This window comes from Amycolatopsis sp. cmx-4-54, from assembly GCF_046548895.1.
In the GTDB taxonomy this organism is placed as follows: Bacteria; Actinomycetota; Actinomycetes; order Mycobacteriales; family Pseudonocardiaceae; genus Amycolatopsis.
In genome coordinates, this window is the sequence record NZ_JAEBEJ010000016.1 from 171695 (window position 1) to 197068 (window position 25374).

At 68.6% G+C, this 25374-nt stretch carries 15 protein-coding genes; 11 read left to right on the forward strand and 4 right to left on the reverse strand.

Features of this window, described 5'->3' with window-relative positions; translation table 11 throughout:
- Nucleotides 1-84 precede the first annotated feature (84 nt).
- The 3 genes from ACLJQ7_RS37915 to ACLJQ7_RS37925 all read right to left on the reverse strand — a co-directional run bounded on the left by ACLJQ7_RS37915 (nt 85) and on the right by ACLJQ7_RS37925 (nt 4142).
- Nucleotides 85-774: an FG-GAP-like repeat-containing protein gene (locus ACLJQ7_RS37915; protein ID WP_410653003.1), complete on the reverse strand. Its 690-nt coding sequence runs from the start codon at nt 772-774 to the stop codon at nt 85-87.
- Between the two features lie 148 nt (nt 775-922).
- A complete protein-coding gene (locus ACLJQ7_RS37920; RefSeq protein WP_410653004.1) occupies nt 923-3103 on the reverse strand; it encodes an RICIN domain-containing protein in 2181 nt (726 codons plus the stop codon).
- 157 nt (nt 3104-3260) lie between these two features.
- Nucleotides 3261-4142, reverse strand: coding sequence for a helix-turn-helix domain-containing protein (locus tag ACLJQ7_RS37925; protein WP_410653005.1), 882 nt, complete (start codon nt 4140-4142; stop codon nt 3261-3263).
- Nucleotides 4143-4339: 197 nt separating this feature from the next.
- Between ACLJQ7_RS37925 and ACLJQ7_RS37930 the strand changes: the two genes are divergently transcribed.
- Nucleotides 4340-5692, forward strand: a complete 1353-nt coding sequence (locus ACLJQ7_RS37930; protein ID WP_410653006.1) for a hypothetical protein — start codon at nt 4340-4342, stop codon at nt 5690-5692.
- Between the two features lie 164 nt (nt 5693-5856).
- On the forward strand, nt 5857-6336 hold the full coding sequence (locus ACLJQ7_RS37935; RefSeq protein WP_410653007.1) for a hypothetical protein: 480 nt from the start codon (nt 5857-5859) through the stop codon (nt 6334-6336).
- Here the strand turns inward: ACLJQ7_RS37935 and ACLJQ7_RS37940 are convergent.
- The gene (locus ACLJQ7_RS37940) at nt 6296-6922 is read right to left on the reverse strand and encodes a TetR/AcrR family transcriptional regulator (protein ID WP_410653008.1); all 627 of its coding nucleotides are present in this window, start codon (nt 6920-6922) and stop codon (nt 6296-6298) included. The two genes, ACLJQ7_RS37935 and ACLJQ7_RS37940, sit on opposite strands and share 41 nt — an antisense overlap.
- A gap of 69 nt (nt 6923-6991) precedes the next feature.
- Between ACLJQ7_RS37940 and ACLJQ7_RS37945 the strand changes: the two genes are divergently transcribed.
- The 9 genes from ACLJQ7_RS37945 (at nt 6992) to ACLJQ7_RS37985 (ending at nt 25291) form a co-directional block, all read left to right on the forward strand.
- Complete coding sequence (locus ACLJQ7_RS37945) at nt 6992-7717, forward strand: alpha/beta fold hydrolase (RefSeq protein ID WP_410653009.1); 726 nt, start codon at nt 6992-6994, stop codon at nt 7715-7717.
- A 120-nt stretch (nt 7718-7837) separates the two neighbouring features.
- Nucleotides 7838-8869: a VanH-AOV family D-lactate dehydrogenase gene (vanH, locus tag ACLJQ7_RS37950; protein ID WP_410653010.1), complete on the forward strand. Its 1032-nt coding sequence runs from the start codon at nt 7838-7840 to the stop codon at nt 8867-8869.
- A 1-nt stretch (nt 8870) separates the two neighbouring features.
- On the forward strand, nt 8871-9911 hold the full coding sequence (gene vanA-Ao2 / locus ACLJQ7_RS37955; protein WP_410653011.1) for a D-alanine--(R)-lactate ligase VanA-Ao2: 1041 nt from the start codon (nt 8871-8873) through the stop codon (nt 9909-9911).
- Nucleotides 9908-10516 carry a D-Ala-D-Ala dipeptidase VanX gene (gene vanX / locus ACLJQ7_RS37960; protein ID WP_410653012.1) on the forward strand — a complete coding sequence of 203 codons (609 nt, stop codon included), beginning with the start codon at nt 9908-9910 and terminating at the stop codon, nt 10514-10516. Before vanA-Ao2 ends, vanX begins: the two co-directional genes overlap by 4 nt.
- A 1301-nt stretch (nt 10517-11817) precedes the next feature.
- Nucleotides 11818-12615 carry a winged helix-turn-helix transcriptional regulator gene (locus tag ACLJQ7_RS37965; RefSeq protein ID WP_410653014.1) on the forward strand — a complete coding sequence of 266 codons (798 nt, stop codon included), beginning with the start codon at nt 11818-11820 and terminating at the stop codon, nt 12613-12615.
- A gap of 108 nt (nt 12616-12723) precedes the next feature.
- The gene (locus ACLJQ7_RS37970; RefSeq protein WP_410653015.1) at nt 12724-13635 is read left to right on the forward strand and encodes a prephenate dehydrogenase; all 912 of its coding nucleotides are present in this window, start codon (nt 12724-12726) and stop codon (nt 13633-13635) included.
- Nucleotides 13636-13983: 348 nt separating this feature from the next.
- Nucleotides 13984-15936, forward strand: coding sequence for an ABC transporter ATP-binding protein (locus ACLJQ7_RS37975; protein WP_410653016.1), 1953 nt, complete (start codon nt 13984-13986; stop codon nt 15934-15936).
- 2 nt (nt 15937-15938) lie between these two features.
- Nucleotides 15939-22130 (forward strand): amino acid adenylation domain-containing protein, encoded by a 6192-nt coding sequence (locus ACLJQ7_RS37980; protein ID WP_410653017.1) that lies wholly within the window; start codon nt 15939-15941, stop codon nt 22128-22130.
- Between the two features lie 83 nt (nt 22131-22213).
- The gene (locus tag ACLJQ7_RS37985; RefSeq protein WP_410653018.1) at nt 22214-25291 is read left to right on the forward strand and encodes an amino acid adenylation domain-containing protein; all 3078 of its coding nucleotides are present in this window, start codon (nt 22214-22216) and stop codon (nt 25289-25291) included.
- Nucleotides 25292-25374 lie beyond the last annotated feature (83 nt).

The following is a 25374-nucleotide window of genomic DNA, read 5'->3' on the forward strand; positions in this document are numbered from 1 at the left end:
CGGGTCGGGTCTCAGGTTGCGAAAGCCACTTTCGCAACCTTCAACGTTGCGAAAGTGGCTTTCGCAACGTCGCGCGGCGCGGCGTCAGCTCCCGGCCTGGTCGCAGCTCGCGGCGTCGGTGCCGAGCACCGGGTCGGTCACCGGACGGTTCTTGATCGCGATGCTCTTCTGCGTGGTCAGCGCGCCGTCGCGAAGCGTGTAGACGGTGCGGGTGCCCGAGTAGGTGAGCGGGTCTGCGCCGAGGTCGTCGGCTTCGGTGGCGACGGTTTCGAAGGTGCGGCCACCGCCGTCGAGCGGGGTGCACTGGTAACCCAGATGGGCGGCGACGCCACCGCCCTCGGCGACCGACAGCGGCTTGCTGTCGTTGTCGACGACCTGGCTGAGGTTGCGGCCGTCGTAGTGCAGGGCCGTGAAGAACGTGGTGTTGGCACCGACGGACTGGGCGACGATCAGTTCGGCGCGGCCGTCGCCGTTGAGGTCGGCGACGCGCGGGGCCTCGAGCGGGACCGAGCTGTCGGCGCCGAGGTGGATCGAAGTGAAGGCGCCATGCACGGTGGCGGAAACGACCTGGTCGTTGTCGCCGGTGAGCTGGGCGGTGACGGTCTCGATCTCGCCGTCGCCGTCGAGGTCGGCCACGGTGGTGACCGGGTCGCCGGAAGGCGCGGCCAGCGGGCTGCTCAACGGGTTCGCCAGCGCCGGGACGATGGCGGCCAGGCTCAGCGCGGCGGCGACGCCGGTGATGGTGGCGGTACGGACGATGCCGGTGTGGTTCATGATGCTCTCCCTCCACGCTCGGTGAACTTTTCACCGAAAGTGCTCTCATAAGGGGAGACGGTTGCGGCCGGGGCGCGTGCAGTGAGAGTGTGATGTGCCACACGAACGCAACCCGGTGGCCCGCCCCCCGAGGGAGCGGGCCACTGAGTCAGCCGATCCTCCACAACTGGAGTGCGGAGCCCGTGTCGGCCCGCTGCGTGACGGCGGCACCGTCCGAAGTGGACGCTGTCGTCAGCAGCAGACCGGAGCGGACGCTCGCGATCTTGTAGCCGCCATCGGGCTGTTTCGCCGCCGTCCAGCGTTGGTTGGGCCCGCCGGTGCACGTCCATTGGATGACGCGCGCGCCCGCGGTGGTGGCGCCGCCTTCGACGTCGGCGCACAGTTTCGAATGCGTGTTCGTCAGGGTGTAGGAACCGTCGGGCTGCCGGGTGAACAGCCACTTCTGGTTGGCGCCCTGGTTCGGCGTCCAGGTGACCAGTGGGGTGCCGGCCGTCGTCGACGAGTCCGGGTCGTCGAGGTTCTTGCCGGACGCGGCCAGGGTGTGGACCCCGCCGAGCGTGCCGGGCCCGGCATCGGTGAACTTCAGCGTCTGCTCGGCCGCGGTCCGGCCACCGCCCACGGTGTTCCCGGTGGTGTCGGTCCAGGAACGCAACGGAGTGGTTTCCGCCAGGCGTGCCGTCTTACCGGAAAGGCCGAGCACGAGACCGCTGTAGCGGTTCACCAGCCGGAAGGTCCCCTTGTCCACAGTGGACGCGATGAGGAACCACCGCTGTCCGACCGTCGAGGACGACGTCACGGTGGGCTTCGCTCCCCACGCCCGGCCCGCCTGCACGGCATCGACACCGAGGAGCTGGCCGGTGGCGGCGTTGGCGATGCGGTACGAGCCGTCGCCGTCGGGGGTGAACTGCCACGCCTCGCGGTCGGAGCCGGTCGTGCCCGCGACCGACGTCGTCGCGGTCCCGGTGCCCTGCGCGAGGACCCGGCCGTCGCCGAGGCCGATCCGGTACTTGCGCGCACTGTCCACAGGGGACGGTGCGGGTGCGGACGACGTGATGGTCTGGGTGGTGTACTCGCCGCCCGCGTTGTTCGAGCAGGCCACCGCGCAGTAGGAACGGAACTGTTTGCCGATGATGGTCGAATTCGTCCTGTTCGCGGCGTCGACGAACCAGCGGTACCAGGACTGGTTGGTGTAACTCCCGGTGTCGCCGATCAGCCGCCATTTCTGCGTCGTCAGATCGTCGGTCACGTAATAGCGCTGCGGGACCACGCTGTCCACGGCCTCCGGCGCGCCGAGGTAGAGACCGAGATGCGCGTTGTAGGCGATGTTCATGATGAACAGATCCGATTTGCGCGGCAGCTGCCCGGCGGCGATCTGCCGGCTGACGTTGCCGGTGTTGGCGGGGTCGTAGTCGTCCGCGACGGGCGTGTAGCCGGTGTCGCCCGGGGCGGACACGGGGACCATGTTGCTCTCGCGGCCGCCGACGCCCGGCTGGGTCCAGCCGCCGTCGAACCACTTCTGCCACGAGCCGGACGCCATCTTGGCCGAGATCGGCGAGCGGGCGACGTGCGCCAGCCCGGTCATCGGTCCGCCGGCACCGGCCTTCGGGACGATGCGCGAGCCGTAGTAGACGTAGAAGTACCCGGACGCGGTGTCGACGAACAGGCGCGGGTCACCGTCGCCGTAGTCGAACGTCTGATGCGGGAACGCCGACGTGTCACCGCGTTTCGTGCTGTAGGGCGAAGTGATCGCGTGATCCTTGATGGTCCACGTCTTCCCCTGGTCCTTCGACACGGCCATGTCGATCGCGTCGTAATGGGAGAACGAGTACGCGCCGAACGGTTCGGGCGTGAACTCGTTGTGGATCAGGCCGTACCAGTCGCCGGTGTCCGGATCGACCCAGGTGCCGACCAGATCGCAGAAGTTGCGCTGTGAATAGCCCGATCCGGCGGGCGGATACGTGGATTCCTTGCCGGTGGGGCTGTTGTTGCAGCGCCAGGTCGTGTCGTCGTTGCGGTCGGCGGGGTTGGCCGGGTTCACCGCGGTGCTGATCGGGTGCTTGGTGAAGCTGTCGAAATCGCGTCCGCTGTAGAAGTCCCACTCGCGCGGCTGGTCCGCGCCGTAGAGCGCGGCCGCCTGCTGGAAGTAGAACGTGCCGTCCTTGTCGACATAGGTACTCGCCGGGGTGTCGGTGGTCGGGCTGAACGACTTCTTGGCGTCGACCGTGATGGTGTACGTCGCGTCCGGCGGCGCGGCGTCGGACGACGCCGGTACCACCATGGTCGCCGCCGCGGCCAACGCCGCGGCGCCGAGAAGAGGCAGGGTCCGCATGGCTCTCTCCCAAGGGTGACCCGCACCACAGTTGGCGGGGCGGTCGCCGATGTTATGAACGTTATTGCGCGTAAGTCAACGTGTTCGCTCAACTTCAAGCGTCGCTCATGCAGTTATTGCGTGGAAAGTCCAAGCGATGCGGTGCGGAAGTCCAAGCTCAATCCGTCGGCACGAGCGGCGGGTCGTCGGGAGGGGGAACGCGCGAACTCCAGCCGCCGGGGACGGCCTGGACCCGCGATTCGCGGAAACGCGCGGGGGAGACGCCGACCCGGCGGGTGAAGAGCCTGCTGAAGTAGGCGGCGTCCTCGTAACCGATCGCCTGTGCCACCTCCTGCACCGGCATTCGTGTGGTGGCAAGGAGTTCCTTCGCGCGGTTGAGGCGAAGGGTCAGCAGGTGGTCCTTCAAACCGGTCTCGGTGCTCCGGCGCACGGCGGCGCGCAGTTCGGGCAGTGTCATGCCGCGGCGGTCCGCGATCTCCGCGACGCTGATCGGCAACAGGGCGTCCCGCGCCAGCGCCTCCAGCAGGGAACCGTCGCTGGGCGTGCGGTCGGCGGCCCGCCGCAAGGCCACCAGCAGGTGATGCACGGCGGCCGAGGCGTCGACCTGTGCCAGCGGGCTGCCGCCTCGCGCGCAACGCACGATCCGGCTCACGATGTCGCGGACGACCTCGACCTCGCCCAGCGGTACCACCGGCGTCGCGGGCGTGACGTAACCGAGTTCCACGTAGGCGTCCACGGCGGTGCCGTCGAAATCGACGAAACACTCTTCCCAGCCGTGCACGGGATCGGGCGCGTAGTGATGACCGACCCCGGGGACGAGCCACAGCACGGCCGGTGCGACGACCTCCTGGCGGTCCCCGCCCGCCACGGCGAACCACCCGCGCCCCTTGGACACCACGACGGCGACGTAATGGTCGAGCACGCGCGGCCCCACGACGGGCAGGGTTCCGTGCTGCAGCCCGACACCGAGGCACACCAGGCCGAGCCGTCGGTGCACGGCGGACGGTGTGAAGTACCGCATCCAGGTCCGGTAACCCATCCCCGCATCCTCGCGCAGGCACTTCGGGGCGGCTTCGTGGGGCCGGGAAAAGGATTTCGTGCGATTCCCTTCTTGATCGCGGCGAAATCCTCAACGCGCCACCGTCCCTGCGGAATCGCCGGAAGTTCCGGTATACGTGGAAGGGAGGGCGCCGCCGGGGAGGACGGCATGGCGCTTCAAGCTAGGGGGAATCACCGATGTTCGACGCACGTCTTGTCTCCGATCAGCTCAGTCCGCAGGCCAAGCCGAAGATCAGAATTCTTTTCTACACCGACTTTGTCGGCTTCACCGGGAACAACGGCTTTTCCTTGGGAATCGTCCGTGATCTCATTCTCGCGAATCAGCCGTTCTTCGCCGAGTTCGAGATCCATTTGCTCAACAGGCACGAAGGCGGGCACGCCGCCAATAAACTCACTCCCGGCGTTCTCGGCGGATACGAGCAGGTGTGGTTCTTCGGGCTGCTGCAGTCCGACATGCCGGGAGAGCCGGAAAACGAGCTCGTCGACGCCGAGGTCGCCGCGCTGCGGTCCTGGATGGACGACGGCGGTGGCGTGCTCATCACCGGTGACCACTCGAATCCGCGTCCGCCGGGAGCGGATCCGTCGCTGCCCGAATACCTGAACCTCGGCCGGGCACTGGGGCACCGGGTCCCGCGCGCGGGCGAGCTGCGAGTGTGGAACGACCGGCCGGACGCGAGTATCGAGTTCAGCCACAACACCCACCAGCCGGACCCGTGGGGCAGTGACATCAACAACCCGATCCCGAACGACCTCGACCCGTACCCGCAGGAGCTCATCCTGCGGAAGCGGCTCGGCAGGCCGCACGCGTTGTTCCAGGGCAGGCGGGGCCCGATCACCGTCTTCCCGGACCACATGCACGAAGGGCAGCTGCTCATTCCCGAGCGGTATCCGGCGGACGTGTGGCCGTCGGGGCGCGCGGGCCAGCCGAAACCCGAGATCGTCGCGCAGGGCACCGACAAACGCGACGGCAAGGTCTACGGCGTGACCAGTGTGTACGACGGTGCGGCTGCCGGGGTCGGGCGGATCGTCGCCGACGCCACGTGGCACCACTATTTCGACATCAACCTGTGGGGCTTCGAAAAAGGCGGCGAGGTGCTCGACCGGCTTACCGAGTACTACGTGAACCTCACGCTGTGGCTGACGCCGAAGCCGGTCAAGCTGGAGGTGAACGGGCAGCTGCTGTACTGGCTTTCGCACAACTTGAGCCTTCGCGCGGTGCTGCCGGAGGGTTTCCGGGTGCCGGGGATCACCGCGGCGGGCCTGGTCCGCGAAGTCGGCGGGCAGAGCGTGCTCGACGACCTCGTCTGGCCGTTGGAAGGAACGCCGGGGGTGCCGGAAGAACTGCTGCTCGGTGCCGTCGTCAAGGAGTCGGTCGCCGCGTTGAGCGGCGGGGACGTCGAGACGTTCGACGCCGTGGGGGTCGTCGAACGGGGCCTGCGGGCCGGGGCCGAAGAGTACGCCGCCGAGCTGCGAGCAGCGCTCGGCGCCGTCGAAGGCCTGGGGGAACGCCTTTCGCAGGGTATTCGCTGACGTTCCAGCTCGTGGTGGCGACGGCCCAAGTCCGTGAAGGCCTCCTTGAGGGACTCTGGGTCCCTCAAGGAGGCCTTCACGGACCGGAGCGGTCACACGATCGAGTTACGAGGCCCGTCTCGCCGCACTCCGGGGGTACCCCCGGGGAAACGGAGGAGGCAACGATGCCCGACAACGAGCTTCCGGGTTTCCTGATCATCGGCCTGATCTTGATCGTCGCGGACGGCCAGATCCTGTACCGAGGTGCCCGCCGCTTCCTGAACGGGCCCGACGCCCGCGAGGGGAGCGGATCGGTGGCCTGGATGGTGGTGACGGTCTTCCATCTGGTGGCGATCGGCGTCCTGGCGCTGCTGGCGGTCGTCGCCCCGGACTGGTCCGGTTCGACAGCCGCCTTCGTCGGCAGGCTGGGGGTGTTCCTGCTGCTCATGGCGGTGGCCCACGTGCTCACGTTGTCCGTGCTCGCCTCTCGGCGCGACGACAACGTGGTGGTCGAAACCCGGCGGCGGAAGCGGGTAGACGACCAGGGTCACGACCACCGCACCGAAGTCCCGCAGCAGCCGACGGTGACCCCGGTGCCGGGGCAGGAGGGCAGGCCCCCGCAGGTCAGCCCGGATCTCGGGGACAACGGTCCGTATCGGACCTGAGCCCGAGGGCGAGGTGGAGCTGCCGCGCCCACCAGCGCGCTTGCGCGGCCGAGTCGTCCGCCGCCGCCCCGGAGATCCCGGCGCTTCGCCGGAAATCGCCCCCGTACAGGGGCTCGGTGGCCATGGCCTGATGCAGGGCGGCGACGGCGAGCCGTGTGTCGTCGAGGGAGGAGCCGGGTGGCCGGAGCCGGTGGAGGGCGTCGACGACCGGGTCGAGCATCCCGCTGCCCGGGTCGCGCCAGCCCGCCGCGTGCAGCGCCACGGCAAGCTCGCCGTAGCCGTTCCGGTACAGATCATGCAGCGCCTCGACGAGTTCGAGCAGGTCGGCGCCGCGGTCCAGCCAGCTCCCGAGTAGCTCCCGAAGCGCGTCCCGGAGACGGCGGCCGCCGTGCCGGAGGAGTTCGGCGAGCAGTTTCTCGCGGTTGCCGAAGTGATGGGCGACGCCGGCGTCGGTCATGCCGACCCGCGCGGCCACGGCACGCATCTGGACGGCGGCGACACCGGACTCGCCGAGCAGGGAGGCCGCGGCGTCGAGGATCAGCCGCCGGGCCTCTTCGGGCGTCCGCCGGGCTCGGGGGGTCGTCACGACCGGCATCGTACCTTGATACGCCAAGGTATCTGCGCTACCTTGGCAGGCCAAGGTAAGGGGGCGGCCATGACCACCGATATCAGTCTCGACCTGGGCGAGGTCATCCTGCGGGGCACGGTGACCGGCGCCGGCCCGACCGTTCTGCTGCTGCACGCGGGCGGGGAGCGCCGTGCCGTCTGGGCCCCGGTCGCCGCGGTTCTGGCCCGGCGCGGCTTCCGGTCGGTGGCCTTCGACCTGCGCGGTCACGGGGACAGTTCCGGCCGGGCGACCACGCTCCGGGCGCTGGCCGGCGACGTGGCCGGGATGATCGGGAGCCAGCCCGCGCCGATCGTCCTCGCGGGGGCCTCGGTCGGCGGTTTGGCGGCCATCGCCGCGCTGGCGGACCCGGTGGTCGCGGTCCGGGCCTCGGGGCTCGTGCTCGTCGATGTCGTACCCGACCTCGAACCGGCCAGGATGCGTTCGTGGCTCGGCTTCCACGGGCTCGGCGGCCGCTACACCCGCCTGGTGGAGGACATCCTCGGCTCGGGTTCCGCCCTGCTCGCGACGGCCGGGGCCCTGGACCTGCCCATCCTGGTGGTGCGCGGCGGAGAAGGCTCACCGCTTCGCGACGTCGATGTGGATCGTTTGCGCTCGGTCAATCCCCGGGTCGCCGTCGCCGGTGTTCCGGCGGCGGGGCACCTCGTGGCCAGGGATGCTCCGGAAGCCCTCGCGGACCTCGTGTCGACGTGGCTTTGTGGCATCCGTCACGGGACGGTTTCGACGCCGGGGGCGGGCGGGCAAGATCTGCGATAGAGCTGTGCGGCGCAGGTGAAGACAACGTCGTGCACTCGGCGCTACCAGTTCGTAACTTATTGTCGGGGCCTCGAAAACCCCATAAGAAGCGGCGACATCGCGCTGCCTACAATGTCGGGCATGACCTACAGCGAACCAGCGCGATCAGCTGCCCCCCGCACCGGATCGCTGGCGTCCGCCTCCTCCTCGGCCGTCTTGGCAACGGGAATCACGATTTATGGATGCGGGCAGGACGAGGCCGCCCTGTTCCGGGAGATGGCACCTCGTTTCGGTATAATCCCGACCATTGTGGGGGAGCCGGTATCCGAGGCCAATATCGAGCTGGTCTCCGGAAACAGGTGTATCAGTATCGGTCATAAGACCAAGGTCACGAACTCCATTCTTCTCGCGCTCGGCGAAGCGGGCGTGAAATACATCTCCACGCGGAGCATCGGCTTCAACCACATCGACGTGGAATACGCGGCGAGCGTCGGGATCACCGTCGGCAATGTCGCCTACTCGCCGGACAGCGTCGCCGACTTCACGCTGATGCTCATGCTGATGGCGGTGCGCGACGCCAAGTCCATCATCCGCCGCACCGAGGTCCACGACTACCGGCTGAACGAGGTGCGCGGGAAAGAGCTGCGCGATCTGACCGTCGGCGTGGTCGGAACAGGGCGTATCGGGGTCGCCGTCCTGGAGCGGTTACGCGGTTTCGGCTGCAAGGTGCTGGCCTATGACACGGTGCTGACCGCCTCGGCCGAGTACGTCCCGCTCGACGAATTGCTGCAGCAGAGCGACATCGTGACACTGCACGTGCCGCTCAACACCGATACCTATCATCTTCTCGACGAGAAGAACATCGAGCGGATGAAGGACGGCGCGTACATCATCAACACCGGACGTGGTCCGCTTATCGAAACCGAAGCCCTCATTTCGGCGCTGGAAAGCGGAAAGCTGGGCGGGGCGGCGCTGGATGTCCTCGAAGGAGAGGAAGGTATCTTCTACGCCGACTGCAGGAACAAGGCGATAGAGAGCAAAACGTTGCTTCGGTTGGAAAAACTGTCGAACGTGCTCATCAGTCCGCATACCGCCTATTACACGGACCACGCGCTGAGTGACACTGTTGAAAACTCCATCATCAATTGTCTCCAATTCGAAAGCGGGAAGTAGTATGGGTAGGCTGAAAATCGGAATTCTGTTCGGCGGGCTTTCCGAAGAACATCCTATCTCCATCAAATCTGCGCGCGAGGTCCAGAAGCACCTCGACCTCGAGAAGTACGAGCCGTACTACATCGGGATCACCCAGAGCGGTTCCTGGATGCTCTGCGACGGCCCCGCCGAGGATTGGGAGAACGGCAACGTCCGCCCGGCCGTGCTGTCGCCGGACCGCGGGGTGCACGGTCTGCTCGTCCTGGACGAGGGCAAGTACGAGACGATCGCCCTCGACGTGGTGCTGCCGGTGCTGCACGGCAAGTTCGGCGAGGACGGCGCGATGCAGGGCCTGCTGGAGGTCTCCGGCATTCCCTACGTCGGCTGCGACGTCCCGAGCTCGGTCATGTGCATCGACAAGGCCCTCACCTATTCCGTCGTCCGCGGCGCGGGGATCGCGACGCCGACCTTCTACATCGTCACGCCGGACAACGACGTCGACCCGGACAAGCTGAACTACCCGGTCTTCGTGAAGCCCGCCCGCTCCGGCTCGTCGTTCGGCGTCAGCAAGGTCTCCGCGAAGGAAGAGCTGCCCGCCGCGCTGGCGGAGGCACGCCAGTACGACGCGAAGGTCCTGATCGAAGAGGCCGTCATCGGCAGCGAGATCGGTTGCTCGATCCTCGGCAACGACGAGGACCTGTTCGCGGGCGAGGTCGACCGGGTCGCGCTGACCCACGGCTTCTTCAAGATCCACCAGGAGAAGAGCCCCGAGACCGGCTCCGAGAACTCGAGTTTCATCGTCCCGGCCGACATCCCGGACTCCTCGCGTGATCTCGTGCAGCAGACGGCCAAGGTCATCTACCGCGCGCTGGGCTGCCGCGGGCTCGCGCGGGTCGACCTGTTCCTCAAGGAGGACGGGAGCGTGGTGCTCAACGAGGTCAACACCCTGCCCGGCCTGACCTCCTACAGCCGCTACCCGCGCATGATGAACGCCGCCGGCCTCTCGCTCGGCGACGTGATCGACCGGCTGGTGAACCTGACGCTGGCGGGCCGTGACGAATGAAGGATGATTTCGTCTTCGTGGACGAGGTCGTCTCCGGAATCCGCTGGGACGCCAAGTACGCCACGTGGGACAACTTCACCGGCAAGCCGGTGGACGGCTACCTGGTGAACCGGATCGTCGGCACCCGGGCGTTCTGCGCGGCGCTGGAGAAGGCGCGGGACAAGGCCGAGGAGCTCGGCTTCGGGCTGCTCCTGTGGGACGGGTACCGCCCGCAGCGCGCCGTCGACCGCTTCATGCGCTGGGCGGAGGAGCCCGAAGACGGCCGGAAGAAGGCCAGGCACTACCCGAACATCGACCGGCCTCAGATGTTCGAAAAGGGCTACGTGGCCACCAAGTCGGGGCACAGCCGTGGCAGCACGGTGGACCTGACGCTCTACCACCTGGACACCGGCGAGCTCGCCGACATGGGTGGTGACCACGACCTGATGGACGTCGTCTCGCATCACGGGGCGGCGGGTGTCACGGAAGCGGCCGCGAAGAACCGCGCGCACCTGTGCGCGGTCATGGAGGGGTCGGGCTTCAGCTCGATCGAGTGCGAGTGGTGGCACTATAACCTGAAGGACGAGCCCTACCCGGACACTTATTTCGATTTCCCCATCGCGTAGGTGTCGCGCGTGAAGGCCCCCTTCCCTCGGCTCAGCCGAGGGAAGGGGGCCTTCACGCGCGACGGGGTTTGTGAAAGCTCACGCGGCGACAATTGCCGCGAACACCATTTCATCCCATGAATGTGTGTACGGCCCGTCTCGCGTGCTCCTCGGGGAGGCCGGACGCTGTCCTTTTTCTGTCCTGTGCGCACGAAACCTCCTTTCGAGGGGTCGGTGGACGGAGCCGTCGACCATGACGGCGGATGGACTGGGGCCGGCGTCCAGCGTGCCACGCTTCGCTTTGCTCGTGGGTGATCCCGCCCGGGTGAGATTTCGTCCGAACCATGGGACGCGGGCTCGGCCGTTCGTGTGAATAAGTGTCGAAGAACGGAACATGAACCGCCGGTGCGGTGATCTTCCCGGTAGAAGACCGGCCGCACGAACGGCCTAACAAGACCTGCGAACAGGCTAATCGGACGACCGGGGACAAGGGTCGTAGGCGGGCCCTGTACTTATGTTCGTCAAACGAGTCAATAGTGCAGGCGGAGTTCCGGATATTGATCTTGAGCGCCCCGTTCACTACGAAAATCACACTGTTCGTCAATTGCCGACATGGATTGTTCATGCCATGCTGCACAGGTGCGCATCAGCTGGGGCTGACATGGTGTGCACGCTTTGCTGGGGACAGAGGGGATGCGTCGGTGACTCGCGACCACGAGGCAAACCAAAGACTTCACTCGCCGATCCTCTGAACCGAGCAGCCATGGAGTCATAAGATCGGACATGTCCGGGACCTCGCGCTGAAGCGGGTGCCGGCTTCGTCAGGCTGACCAAGTGTCGGTCCTGCCGGGCCGGATCCGCCGAGCGTTGGTCTCGCAGATCGCCGTCGGGGCGATGGGAGGATGCCGTCCAGCTTCGGTAGTTCGTCGGAATACGCGCCAACGGTCCGCTGGGAGACCGTCGAGGCGGGCCGCCGCATGCGGTTCTGCCTGTGGCGCTTGAGGGTTCCTCACCGTCGAGGACATCCCGCCTGCTGCCGAGGTCGGCGTCGGACGGGTTCATGGTGTCCAACCACCGAAGCCGAGCAGTTGGACGGTGAGGTTTTCCGTGCCATGTCTGAAAGTTGCTGAATCAACAGATTCAATGGGGGCTAGGTGGATCCGACGAGAGTTGACCTGTCCGCTCTCCCTGTCGTCGAAATCGAGCTGTCGAGACTGTCCACTGCTTGTTCGCCGCGAACTTCGGGCGAGGATCCAGAACATGTCGAGACACTGTTGTCGGCGGAGTGGGAGTTACCGCCCATTCTCGTTCACCGACCGACGATGCAGGTGGTCGATGGCCTGCACCGGCTGAAGGCGGCACGAGTACGAGGCGACACGAAGATCTCCGCGAAGTTCATCGACGGCGCCGAGTCCGACGCCTTCGTTCTCGCGGTGGAAGCGAACATCCGGCACGGTCTGCCGCTTTCACTGGCGGACCGGAAACGGGCGGCCGTCCAGATCATCGGGACGCATCCGCAGTGGTCCGACCGGCGGGTGGCTTCGGCGACCGGCATTTCCGCGGGAACCGTGGCGGATCTGCGCCGGCGCGGCGGTGAAGGCGGAAACGGCGCCAGAATCGGTCGGGACGGGCGGATCCGGCCCGTCGACAGCTCGGAGCGGCGGAAGCTCGCCGCCGATCTGATCCGCAACGATCCCGGCCTTTCGCTGCGCCAGGTCGCCAAACAGGTCGGCATCTCCCCGGAGACGGTCCGGGACGTGCGCGGCAGGCTGGAACGTGGCGAAAGCCCGACCCCGGACGGGAGCAGGAGACTGCGCGCGAAGCCGGATCCGTTGAGCCTGACGGAAACCGACCTCGGGCACCCGCTGGACCGGGAACGGCTCACCGTGCTGGAGCGGCTCAAGGCCGACCCGGCGCTGCGGCTGAGCGAGGTCGGGCGGATCCTGTTGCGCATGCTCGCCATGCACTCCATGGACGGGCAGGAATGGGAACGGATCCTGCACGGTGTCCCGCCGCATCTGTACGGCGTGGTCGCCGGATTCGCCAGGGATCACGCCCGGGTCTGGGCGGGGTTCGCGGACCATCTGGAGAGCAGGGCGACCGATCTGGCCGCACGATGATCGAGTAGGTGCGAAGGGACTTTTCCGTGCCATATGCGGAGAAGTCCCCTTCGTGCTGCCCAGGTCGCATGGCTCGACATCGCCGGGAGAGCGGCCTAAGAAGTAGTCGTGACCATCGAGAAGGCGCTCGTCGTCGGCACCGGCCTGATCGGCACGTCGGCCGCGTTGTCCCTGCGGGAAAAGGGTGTCACCGTCCAGCTCACCGACATCGACGAACGCGCCGTGCGGGTGGCGCGGGAGCTCGGCGCCGGCCGCGAATGGACCGGCGAGGAAGTGGACCTGGCGGTGATCGCCGTCCCACCGCATCTGGTGGGGGAGCGGCTGGCCGCACTCCAGAAGCAGGGCGCGGCGCGGGCGTACACCGACGTCGCGAGCGTCAAGGCCGGTCCGATCGCCGACGCCGAGCGGCTCGGCTGCGACCTGATCTCTTACGTGCCAGGGCATCCGCTCGCGGGACGAGAGCGATCCGGTCCGGCCGCGGCGCGGGCCGGTCTGTTCGCGGGCCGCCCGTGGGCGCTGTGCCCCGGCGTCGAAACCGGGGCCGAGGCGCTGCGGCTGACTCGCGAACTGGTGTCGCTGTGCGGGGCCGAGGCCGTCACCGTCGGCGCGGCCGAGCACGATTCGGCGGTGGCGCTGGTGTCGCACGCTCCGCACGTGGCCGCTTCGGCGGTGGCGGCGACCCTGACGGGCGGCGAGGACGTCACCTTGCGCCTCGCCGGGCAGGGATTGCGCGACGTCACCCGGATCGCGGCCGGAAATCCTTTGCTGTGGCGGAATATTCTCGCCGGGAACGCGCTGCCGGTGGCGGCTGTGCTCGACCGGATCGCGGCCGACCTGGCCGCGGCGGCCTCGGCGTTGCGGGCGGGCGACCTGGACGAGGTGACGGATCTGCTGCGGCGCGGGGTGGAGGGCCACGGCCGGATTCCCGCCGGTTCGGCCGTGGCCGCGGCCGGTTCGGTCGCCGGTTCGGCCGTGGCCGCCGCTGGTTCGGTCGGTGGGCGGTTGGCTGGGCGGGGGTGAAAGCGTCCTTCGCCGCGGCTGATGGGCGCTTTCGGCCGCGTTGGTGGTGTGGGGGCTGGCTGGTGGGTTGCGAAAGCCACTTTCGCAACCTTGAGCGTTGCGAAAGTGGCTTTCGCAACGTTGGTGGTGGAGTCGGGTGGGTGGTGGGGGCTTCGTGCTTTGCGTGGTGAAGGGATCCTTCGCCGCGTCTGATGGGGCGATGGGCCCCTTCGGCCCCACGTCGCCGCCGAACGCCAAGCGTCCTTTGTGGATAGAAAACCCGAGATGGTCGCCAGCGGCCACTCGTGGACATCGACACGATTCAGCACGATTGAACTCGCCGACTTCGTGCGTGAGAGGGATGCCCAAATGGAAGTAATGTTGCGCTTCGGGGCGTCGCCCAAGAGCGATGACGACCCCGATCCCTGGTCGAACCGGGTCCGGCCGGGGACGGTGCGCAGAGTCCTCGCGTATTTCCGCCCCCACGTCGGCAAGGTGGCGATCTTCGTCCTCATCGCCGCGATGGAGGCGTTCGTCGTCGTCGCGACTCCGTTGCTGATGAAGGAGCTCATCGACGGCGGCATCCTGAAGAACGACTTCGGGGTCGTCATCCTGATGGCGGTCCTGACCGCGGGCCTCGCCGTGGCGGGCGCGCTGCTGTCGCTGTTGTCCGCCTACGTCTCCGCGAAGATCGGCGAGGGGGTCACCTACGACCTCCGGGTGCAGGCCCTCGACCACGTCCGACGGCTGCCGATCGCGTTCTTCACCCGCACCCAGACCGGGGTGCTGGTCGGCAGGCTGCACACCGAACTCATCATGGCGCAGCAGGCGTTCGGTCATCTGCTCATGGCGGCCACCAGCGTGGTCACCGTCCTGCTCGTGCTGGCCGAGCTGTTCTACCTGTCCTGGCTGGTCGCCGTGGTCACGCTGGTGCTGGTGCCGCTGTTCGTCGCCCCCTGGATCTGGGTGGGGCGGATCATCCAGCGCCGCACCGGAACGCTGATGGAGACGAACGCCGGGCTCGGCGGGCTCCTCCACGAGCGGTTCAACGTCCAGGGCGCGATGCTCTCGAAACTCTTCGGCCGCCCGGACGAGGAGATGGCCGACTACCGCAAGCGGGCCGGGAAGATCCGCAACATCGGCGTCAGCATCTCCATCTGGGCCCGGATGTCCTTCGCCATGATGGCCCTGATGGCCTCGATCGCCACGGCGGTCGTCTACGGGGTCGGCGGCGGGCTCGTGATCGAGGGGGCGTTCCAGCTCGGGACGCTCATCGCCATCGCCACCCTGCTGGGGCGGCTGTTCGGGCCGATCACCCAGCTGTCCGGGCTGCAGGAGACCGCGCAGACCGTGGTGGTGAGCTTCGCGCGGATCTTCGAGCTGCTCGACCTCAAGCCGCTGATCCAGGAACGCCCGGACGCCAAGGAACTCGAGAAGGGCAAGGCGCCGGGGATCGAGTTCGACGACGTGGTGTTCCGCTATCCCACCGCGGACGAGGTCTCGCTGGCGTCGCTCGAACACCTGCGGACCAAGCGGGAGAACGGGGACAAGACGGCGGACGTCCTGCGCGGCATCGGTTTCGAGGCGCCCTCGGGGACCCTCACCGCGCTCGTCGGCCCGTCCGGCGCGGGGAAGAGCACCATCACCCACCTGGTCTCCCGGCTGTACGACCCGAACGGCGGCGCGGTCCGCTTCGACGGGCACGATCTGCGCGACCTCACCTTCGACTCGATCCGCGGCACGGTCGGGGTGGTCAGCCAGGACGCCTACCTCTTCCACGACACGATCCGGGAGAACCTGCTCTACGCGCGCCCGACCGCCACCGAGGACGAGCTGGTCGAAGCCTGCAAGGGAGCGCAGATCTGGGAGCTGATCCAGTCGCTGCCCCGCGGGTTCGACACCGTCACCGGAGATCGCGGCTATCGCATGTCCGGTGGGGAGAAGCAGCGGCTGGCCATCGCCCGGTTGCTGCTGAAGGCGCCGACGGTCGTCGTGCTGGACGAGGCCACCGCGCATCTGGACTCCGAGTCGGAGGCCGCCGTCCAGCGGGCGCTCAAGACCGCGCTGCGCGACCGGACGTCGCTGGTGATCGCGCACCGGTTGTCCACGATCCGCGAGGCCGACCAGATCCTCGTGATCGACGGCGGAACGGTCCGTGAACGCGGGACGCACGACGAGTTACTGGCGCGGGGCGGGCTGTATTCGGAGCTCTACCACACGCAGTTCGCCCGCCCGGAGAACAACGCGCCCAAGCCGGAGTCCGAGGAAGACGAGTTCGACGAAGAGCCGGAACCGCTGGACACCGTGGTCTACGGAGGATGACGATGAGTTCCGCAGCGCAGCCCGCACCGACGGTGCTCGATCTCTTCGCCAGGCAGGTGGGCCGGGCCCCCGGCGCGGTGGCCGTGGCCGACGGGGACCGGATCCTGACCTACCGGGAGCTCGACGAGCTCGCGGGCAGGCTGTCCGGCCGGTTGATCGCCCGGTGCGTCGGTGTCGGCGGACGGGTCGCGGTGATGCTCGACCGCTCGGCGGATCTGCTGGTGGCGCTGCTCGCCGTCTGGAAGGCGGGCGCGGCGTACGTGCCGGTCGACGCCTCGTATCCCGCGCCGCGGGTGGCGTTCATGGTCGCGGATTCGGGCGCGTCCCTGATGCTGTGCTCGGCCGCGACGCGCGACAGCGTCCCGGAAGGGACCGAGTCGATCGTCGTCGCCGAGACTGCGGGCGACGTGGCGGTCGTTCCGCCGAGCCCTGAAGACCTGGCGTACGTGATGTACACGTCCGGCTCGACGGGCAAGCCGAAGGGTGTCGCCGTCCCGCATTCCAGCGTCGCGGAACTGGTGGGGGATCCCGGCTGGGCGATGGAACCCGACGACGCGGTCCTCATGCACGCGCCGCATTCCTTCGACGCGTCCCTGTGCGAGATCTGGGTGCCGCTGGTGTCGGGTGCCAGGGTGGTGATCGCCGCGCCGGGGCCGGTGGACGCCCGCCGGCTGCGGGAGGCCGTCGCGAGCGGGGTGACGCGGGCGCATCTCACCGCTGGCAGTTTCCGTGCGGTGGCGGAGGAAGCACCGGAGTCGTTCGCGGGGCTGCGCGAGATCCTGACCGGCGGGGACCTGGTGCCCGCGCACGCGGTGGACCGGGTGCGCCACGCCGCGCCCGGCGCGCGGATCCGGCATCTGTACGGGCCGACGGAAACGACGCTGTGCGCCACGTGGCACGTGCTCGAACCGGAGGACGACCCGGTGCCGGTGCTGCCGATCGGCCGTCCGCTTTCCGGCAGGCGGGCGTGGGTGCTGGACGACTCGCTGCGGCCGGTCGCCCCGGACGTGGTCGGCGAGCTGTACCTGTCCGGTGCCGGGCTGGCCCACGGGTACCTCGATCGGGCCGGGTTGACGGCCGGGCGGTTCGTGGCGGATCCGTTCGCGCCGGGCAAGAGGATGTACCGCACCGGTGACCTCGCGAAGTGGACACCGGACGGCGAACTGCTCTTCGCGGGACGCGTCGACGACCAGGTGAAGATCCGCGGGTTTCGGATCGAACCGGGTGAGGTCGAAGCCGCGATGACCGCGCAGCCGGACGTCCACGAGGCCGTCGTGGTGCCGATCGACGGCCGCCTGATCGGTTACGTGGTGGCGGACGTGGATCCCGCGCTCGTCCGCGAGCGGCTCGGAGCGGTCCTGCCCGACTATCTGGTCCCGGCCGTGGTGCTGGCGGTGGCCGCGCTGCCGCTGACCGGCAACGGCAAGGTGGACCGGACGGCGTTGCCCGCGCCCGATTTCACGGCGAAAGCCGATGGGCGCGAACCCGTCACCGAGGCGGAACGTGTCCTTTGTGGACTGTTCGCCGAAGTGCTCGGCATCGACCGGGCGGGCGTCGACGACGGCTTCTTCGAACTCGGCGGGGATTCGATCCTCGCGGTGCGCGTCGCGGCCCGTGCGGCGAAAGCCGGGCTGCTGGTGACGCCGTCGCAGATCTTCGGCGAGCGGACTCCCGCGCGGCTGGCCGCGGTCGCGGGCGTCGCGATGGCCGACCGACCCGTGGACGGCCCCCTGGTCGAGCTGACCGCGGAAGACGAGACGGAACTGGCAGCCGCGGTCCCGGACGCCGTCGACGTCTGGCCGCTGGCGCCGCTCCAGGCGGGCTTGCTCTTCCAGACGACCCTCGACGACCAGGGTCCCGACATCTACCAGACGCAGTGGATCGTGGAGCTGACCGGACCGCTGGACGTGGCCAGGCTGCGGTCGGTGTGGGAGGCGGTCTTCGCCCGGCACCCCGAACTCCGGCTGACGTTCCACCGGCTCGCGTCGGGCAAGGCGGTGCAGGCCGTCGCCGGCCGCGTCGAGCTGCCGTGGCGCGAGGTCGATCTGTCCGGTGCGAACGTCGAGGAGGCCGTCAAGGCGCTGTCCGCGGCGGAACAGCGGGACCGGTTCGACCTCGCCAAGGCGCCGCTGTTCCGGCTCGTGCTGATCAAGGTTGCCGAGGATCGGCATCGGTTGCTGGTCGTCAACCACCACATCCTCACCGACGGCTGGTCGGTGGCGGTGATCCTCAACGAGGTGGCCGAGGCCTATACGTCAGGTGGTTTCCCGGACCGGACGGCCGCCTCGTACCGCGACTATCTGGCGTGGTTGGACAGGCAGGACAAGGAAGCGGCACGTGCGGCCTGGCAGGCGGAGTTGTCGGACATCGACGTGCCCGCGCTGGTCGCCAAGTCGGATACGGCGACGGAATACGACTACCGTGTCACCCATCTCACGCCGGAGCTGTACACCCGGCTCACGGGTTTCGCCCGCGACCACGGGCTGACGCTCAACACGGTGGTGCAGGGCGCGTGGGCGCTGGTGCTGGCGCGGCTCGCACGGCGGACCGACGTCGTGTTCGGCACCACGGTCGCCTGCCGTCCCGCCGAACTCCCGGGCGTCGAGTCGATGCCGGGACTGATGATGAACACGATCCCGGTGCGGGTCTCGCTGGACGGCGGGCAGCCCGCCGTGGACATGCTCACCGGCTTGCAGCGGCGTCAGGTCGAGCTGATGCCGCATCAGCATCTGGGGCTGACGGAGATCCAGAAGACGGCCGGTCCCGGCGCGATGTTCGACACGCTACTGGTGTTCGAGAACTACCCGCGGGATTTCGCCGACCAGTTCTCGTATCTCGGCACGGTCGAAGGGACCCACTACCCGGTGACGGTCGGGGTGATCCCGGGCGAGGAGTTCCGGATCCAGCTCGCCTACTGGCGCGGACAGATCGACGAGGCCGTCGCCGGCTCCCTGCTGGACTGGTTCTCCGGTGCGCTCGGCGCGGTCGTCGAAGCCCCGTCCGCGCTCGTCGGACGGACCGGGATGGGTGAGATTCCGTTGCCCCGCTGGGAACCCGCGTTGCTGGACGGCGAGCCGCTGCCGGAGCTGATCGGGCGGATGGCGGCCGAGCGGCCGGACGCGGTGGCGGTCACGGACGGCGAAGGCGACCTGACCTACGCACAACTGTGGGACCGCGCGACGAGGTTCGCCGCCGTGCTGCGGGCGGCAGGTGTCGACCGGGAGCGGCGGGTCGGCCTGGTGGCCGGACGGTCCGCGTGGTGGCTGATCGGGATGCTCGGGGTGTCACTGGCGGGCGGCGTGTTCGTCCCGGTGGATCCCGCATACCCGGCCGAGCGGGTGAAGCTGATCTTCGGTAGTTCGGATCCGATGCTGGTGGTGTGTCAGGGGAAGACGCGCGACGCGGTACCGGAGGAGTTCGCGGACCGCGTCGTCGTGCTCGACGAAATCGACCTGGCGGCGGCCCCGGAGGCGGTCTTGCCGAAGGTGGGGATGCGCGACGCGGCGTACGTGATCTACACGTCGGGCTCGACCGGAACGCCGAAGGGCGTGATCGTCACCTACTCGGGCCTGGGAAACCTGGCGATGGCGCATATCGAACGGCTGGCCGTGACGCCGTCGTCCCGCGTCCTGCAGTTCGCGGCGCTCGGCTTCGACACCATCGTGTCCGAGGTGATGATGGCGCTGCTTTCCGGGGCGACACTGGTGATGCCGCCGGACGAGGATCTGCCGCCACAGGCGTCGCTGAGCGACACGCTGGAGCGGTGGGACGTCACGCATGTGAAGGCGCCGCCGTCGGTGCTGGCCACCGTCGACGTGTTCCCGGCCGGGGTCGAGACCGTGACCGCGGCGGGGGAGCTTTGCCCGCCGGGACTGGTGGACCGGCTTTCGGCCGACCGCCGCATGCTCAACGCCTACGGGCCCACCGAGACCACGATCTGCGCGACGGTGAGCATGCCGCTGGCGCCGCGCGGCGAGGTGATCCCGTTCGGCGGGCCGATCGCCGGGGTGCGCGGCTACCTGCTGGACGCGTTCCTGCGTCCGCTGCCGCGCGGCGTCGTCGGTGAGCTGTACCTGGCGGGAATCGGGGTGGCGCGGGGGTATCTGGGCCGGGCGGCGCTGACGTCGGAGCGGTTCGTCGCCGATCCGTTCGTCCCCGGCGAGCGCATGTACCGGACGGGTGACCTGGCTTATTGGACGGACGAGGACGAGCTGGTGTCCGCCGGCCGGGCCGACGACCAGGTCAAGATCCGCGGGTTCCGGGTCGAGCCACGCGAGATCGAGTTCGCGTTGTCGGACCATCCTCGGGTCACGCAGGCTACGGTGACCGTCCGCGAAGGCCGTCTGGTCGCCTACGTGTCGCCAGGTGACGTCGACCCGGAGGCGCTGCGGAACGAACTCGCCGAGCGGATGCCGGCGTACATGGTGCCCGCGGCGGTGATGGCGCTCGACGCCCTGCCGCTGACCGCGCACGGGAAGATCGACCGGAAGGCGTTGCCCGAACCGGACTTCTCGTCGAAGACGGCCGGCAGGGAGCCGGCGACCGAGGCCGAGCGGATCCTGTGCGAGGTCTTCGCCGAAGTGCTCGGGCTGGCGCGCGTCGGGGTCGAGGACAGCTTCTTCGAGCTGGGCGGGGATTCGATCTCGTCCATGCAGGTCGCGTCCCGCGCGCGTCGCGACGGTATCGCGCTGACCCCGAAGCAGGTGTTCGAGCACCGGACTCCGGAACGGCTCGCGCAGCTGGTGGTGAAAGCGCATGAGCCACCGCAGGAATCGATCGCCGACGGAGTTGGTGAAGTCCCGTTGACGCCGGTGATGCGGTTGTTCGGGGACGGGGCCGCGGCGCCGGGTTTCGCGCAGTGGATGGTCCTGGGCACTCCGGCCGATCTGACGGAGGAGACGCTGGCCGCCGGGCTCGCGGCGGTGCTGGACACGCACGACATGCTGCGCGCGCGGGTCGTCGACGGACGGCTGGTGGTCGGAGAGCGCGGCGCTCCCGCGACCTTCACCCACGTGAAGGCCGACGACGGCTCGCTGGACGAGACCGGCGTGGTGCGGGAGGCCGTGGGACGGCTGGATCCTGCCGCGGGCGTAGTTGTCCAAATTGTGTGGTTGGACGCAGGACCGGACCGGGTTGGACGTCTGATCGTGGTGGCGCACCATCTCGTGGTCGACGGGGTTTCGTGGCGAGTCCTGGCCTCGGATCTGCGAACCGCGTGCGAGGCCGTCGCCGCCGGGCGGAAACCGGAACTGGAGCCGGTGGCGGTGTCCTTCCGCCGGTGGGCGGGTCTGCTTCAGGAGTGGGCGATCTCCGCCGAGCGGGTCGAGGAACTTCCCGCATGGCAGGCGATTGTCGGAACCGGGAACCAGCAGGCTCCGGTGGGCGAGGTGCGCTCGCGGTCGTGGACGGTGTCCTCGGCGGAGACGTCGGTGCTGGTGGGGCGGGCCCCGGTGGTGTTCCACTGCGGCGTGCACGAGGTCCTGCTGGCCGGGCTCGCGGGAGCGGTGGCCAGGTGGAGCGCGTCGGATTCGATACTGGTGGACGTCGAGGGCCACGGTCGTCATCCGGGCGAGGGAATGGACCTGTCCAGGACGGTGGGCTGGTTCACCAGCACGCATCCGGTGCGGCTCGACGTCTCCGGGATCGACCTGGACGAGGTGCTCGCCGGTGCCGCGGCGGCCGGGACGTTGCTGAAGGCGGTCAAGGAACAGTCGCGCGCGGTGCCCGGCGACGGGCTCGGGTACGGGTTGCTGCGCCATCTCAACGCCGAGACCGAGCCGGTGCTGGCCGCGCTGCCGTCGGCGCGTATCGGGTTCAACTACCTCGGCCGGTTCGCCGCCGGTGAAAGTGGCGATGTGCGGGCATGGCAACAGGTCGGCGAGATCGGCGGCTCGATCGACGCGGACATGCGGCTGCCGCACGCACTCGACGTCAACGCGATCGTCCAGGATCTGCCTGCCGGGCCGGAACTGATCCTCATGCTGGAATGGTCGGACGACGTGTTCGACGAAGCCGGAATCGAACGACTGGTCCAGGAAATGCTGGCCGTGTTGTCCGGACTGGCCTCCCAAGCGGAAGACCCCGCCGCGGGCGGGCACACCGCATCCGATTTCGGTCTCCTCGAACTGGACCAGGACGAGATCGAGAGCTTTGAAGCATTGGCAGCGGAACTCAGCGAAGGCCGGGCATCGTGAACACTTCGACGACAACTTCTGGATCGGCCCCTTCTGGATCGGCACTGGCCGAAGTCTGGCCGCTTTCCCCGATGCAGGCGGGCATGCTCTACCACGCCTCCTTGGACGACGAGGCGCCCGACATCCACCTCATCCAGCAGACGCAGATCATCGACGGACCTCTGGACACGGAACGGTTCCGGAAGGCTTGGGAGATCGTGCTCAGCAGGCACGCCGCGCTCCGGGCGAGCTTCCAGCGGCGGAAGAACGGCGAGACGATCCAGCTCATCCCGCGCGACGTCAAGCTTCCGTGGGCCGAACGCGATCTGTCCGATCTGTCCGAAGTGGACGCGCTGGCCGAGGTGAGCGCGATCGCGGAGAAGGAACGCTCCACGCGGTTCGACCTCACGCGGCCGCCGTTGCTGCGGCTGATGCTGATCCGGCTCGGCCCGGACAAGCACTGCCTGGTGACCACGAGCCATCACCTGCTCATCGACGGCTGGTCGCGGGCGCTCATCGAGGCGGATCTCCTGGAGAGCTACGCGACGGGTGGCGTCGCGCGTGCTCCTGGTTCCTACGGGAATTACCTTGCCTGGCTGGGAAAGCAGGACAAGGAGGCGGCCAAGGCGGCTTGGCGCACGGAATTGGACGGGGCCGACGGGACGTCGCTCGGGCTGCCGGAAACTCCGGGAAAGGTCCATGGACTGCCGTCGAGCGAGGTCGTCCGCCATTCGCCGGAGTTCACCTCCGCACTGGCCGAATTCGCCCGCCGCAACGGGTTGACGTTCAACACGCTCGTGCAGGGCGCGTGGTCGCTGGTGCTGGCGAGGCTGGCGCGGCGTCAGGACGTCGTGTTCGGCGCGGTGGTCTCCGGGCGGCCCGCCGAACTGCCCGGTGCTGAGCAGACCGTGGGGCTGTTCATCAACACCGTGCCGGTCCGGGTGCGGTTGGACGCCTGCCGGCCGGTGCTTCGGATGCTCACGGAACTGCAGGGACGGCAGTCGGAGATGATGGCGCACCACCATCTCGGACTGCCGGAGATCCAGAAGCTGGGCGAGGCGGGTTTCGACACGATCGTCGTGTTCGAGAACTACGCCGACCCGGCGACCCAATCGCCGTCCGAGCTCAGCCTGACTTTGCGGGACTTCAACCAGGCGACGCCGTACGCGATGACCCTCGGTGTCATGCCGGGCGAAAGCCTCGAGATTGAACTGCAGTATCACGCCGTCGAAGCGTCTGTCGCCAAGGCGGCGCTGGACGGGCTCACCCTGGTGCTGGAGCGGATCATCGCGGCACCGGGGACGCCGGTCGGCAGGTTGGACGTGCTGGACGACGCCGGCCGTGAGCTGGTGGTCGAACGCTGGAACGAGACGGACGACATCGTGGACGCGGCGTCGGCAGTGGAGCTGTTCGGCCGTCAGGTGGCACGGACCCCGCACGCGACGGCGATCGTGGCCGCGGACCGGGAGTATTCGTTCGCGGAACTCGACGACTGGTCCGGCAAGCTCGCCACGGTGCTGACCGCCGCGCGTGTGCGGCGTGGCGACCGTGTCGGGGTCGTGGTCGAACGGTCGGCGGAGCTGCTGGCGGCCTGGCTCGCGGTGTGGAAGGCCGGCGCGGTGTACGTGCCGATCGATCCGGGCTATCCGGCCGAGCGGGTCGCGTTCATGCTGGAGGATTCGTCGGCGGCCGCGGTGGTGTGCCGTGCCGGGACCGCGACGCCGTCCGGGTATCGGCGGATCCACGTGGACGATCCGGTCGAGGGTGAGGCCTCGCTGGTGCCCGTTGGGGCAGACGATCTGGCGTACGTGATGTACACGTCCGGCTCGACAGGAACGCCGAAGGGCGTGGCCGTCTCGCACGGCGGTGTCGCGGCGCTGCTGGGCTACCAGGTGTGGGATCTGCATCCCGGTGACGCGGTGCTGATGCACGCGCCGCACACGTTCGACCCGGCGTTGTACGAGGTCCTGGTGCCGCTGGTGGCGGGGGCGCGGGTGATCCTCGCCGGACCGGGTGTGATCGACGCGGACACCCTCGCCGCGCACGCGGCGGCAGGGCTCACGTCGGTGAACTTCACCGCCGGCCAGTTCCGCGCGCTGGTGCAGGAGAAACCGGACTGTTTCGCGGGTCTGCGCTACTTCCAAACCGGCGGGGACGTGGTGCCGCTCGGCGCGGTGGAGCGGGTGCGGCAGGCGTGCCCGGACCTGCGTGTCCTGCACACCTACGGGCCGACCGAAACGACGTTCTGCGCGTCGTGGAAGGTGATCCGGCCCGGTGACGAGCTGGGCTCGACGCTGCCGATCGGCAGACCGCATCCGGGGCGGCGGCTGTACGTGCTGGACGTCTTCCTGCGGCCGCTGCCGCCGGGCGTCGCGGGCGACCTGTACATCGCGGGCGCCGGGGTGGCGCACGGCTATCTCGGCCGGACCGCGTTGACGGCCGAACGGTTCGTCGCCGATCCCTTCGCCTCCGGCGAGCGGATGTACCGGACAGGCGACCTGGCGTACTGGAATGACGAAGGCGAACTGGTCTTCGCCGGACGCGCGGACACGCAGGTCAAGATCCGCGGCTATCGCGTGGAACCAGGCGAGGTCGAGGCGGTGCTGGCGGACCAGCCGGGCGTCGACCAGGCGGTGGTGGCGGTCCGCGACGGACGGCTGATCGGCTACATCGTGTCCGGCGCCGGGGCGGACCCGGTGCGGCTGCGCGACCGGATCGCCGGGCTGCTGCCGGAGTACATGGTGCCGTCGGTGGTGATGGCGCTGGCCGCGCTGCCGGTGAACGCGAACGGGAAGGTCGACCGGAAAGCGTTGCCGGAGCCCGATTTCAGCGGGCATATCGCCGGACGGGAACCGGTCACGGAGATCGAGCGGTTGCTGTGCGAACTCTTCGCCGAGATGCTGGGGCTGGCACGGGTCGGCGCGGACGACAGCTTCTTCGAGCTGGGCGGGGATTCGATCGTCTCGATGCAACTGGCGGCGCGGGCGCGGCGTGAGGGGATGACCTTCGGCGCGCGGGAGGTTTTCGAGTACCGGACACCAGCGGGGCTCGCGTCGTTCGTCGAGCTGGGGGAGGAACCGGACGAGGTCCCCGCGGCGCGGAAGCCCGCCGCCGACTTCGAACTGGTCGACTTGGGGAAGGACGAGATCGAGGAATTGGAGTCGGAGTTCGACACCGTTTAGGGGCCGGTCTTCGCTTTGGGGTCGTGAGTGGCGTTTCGGGTGCTGACCCGAAACGCCAGTCGCGACCCCTTTTCGGTCTCCGG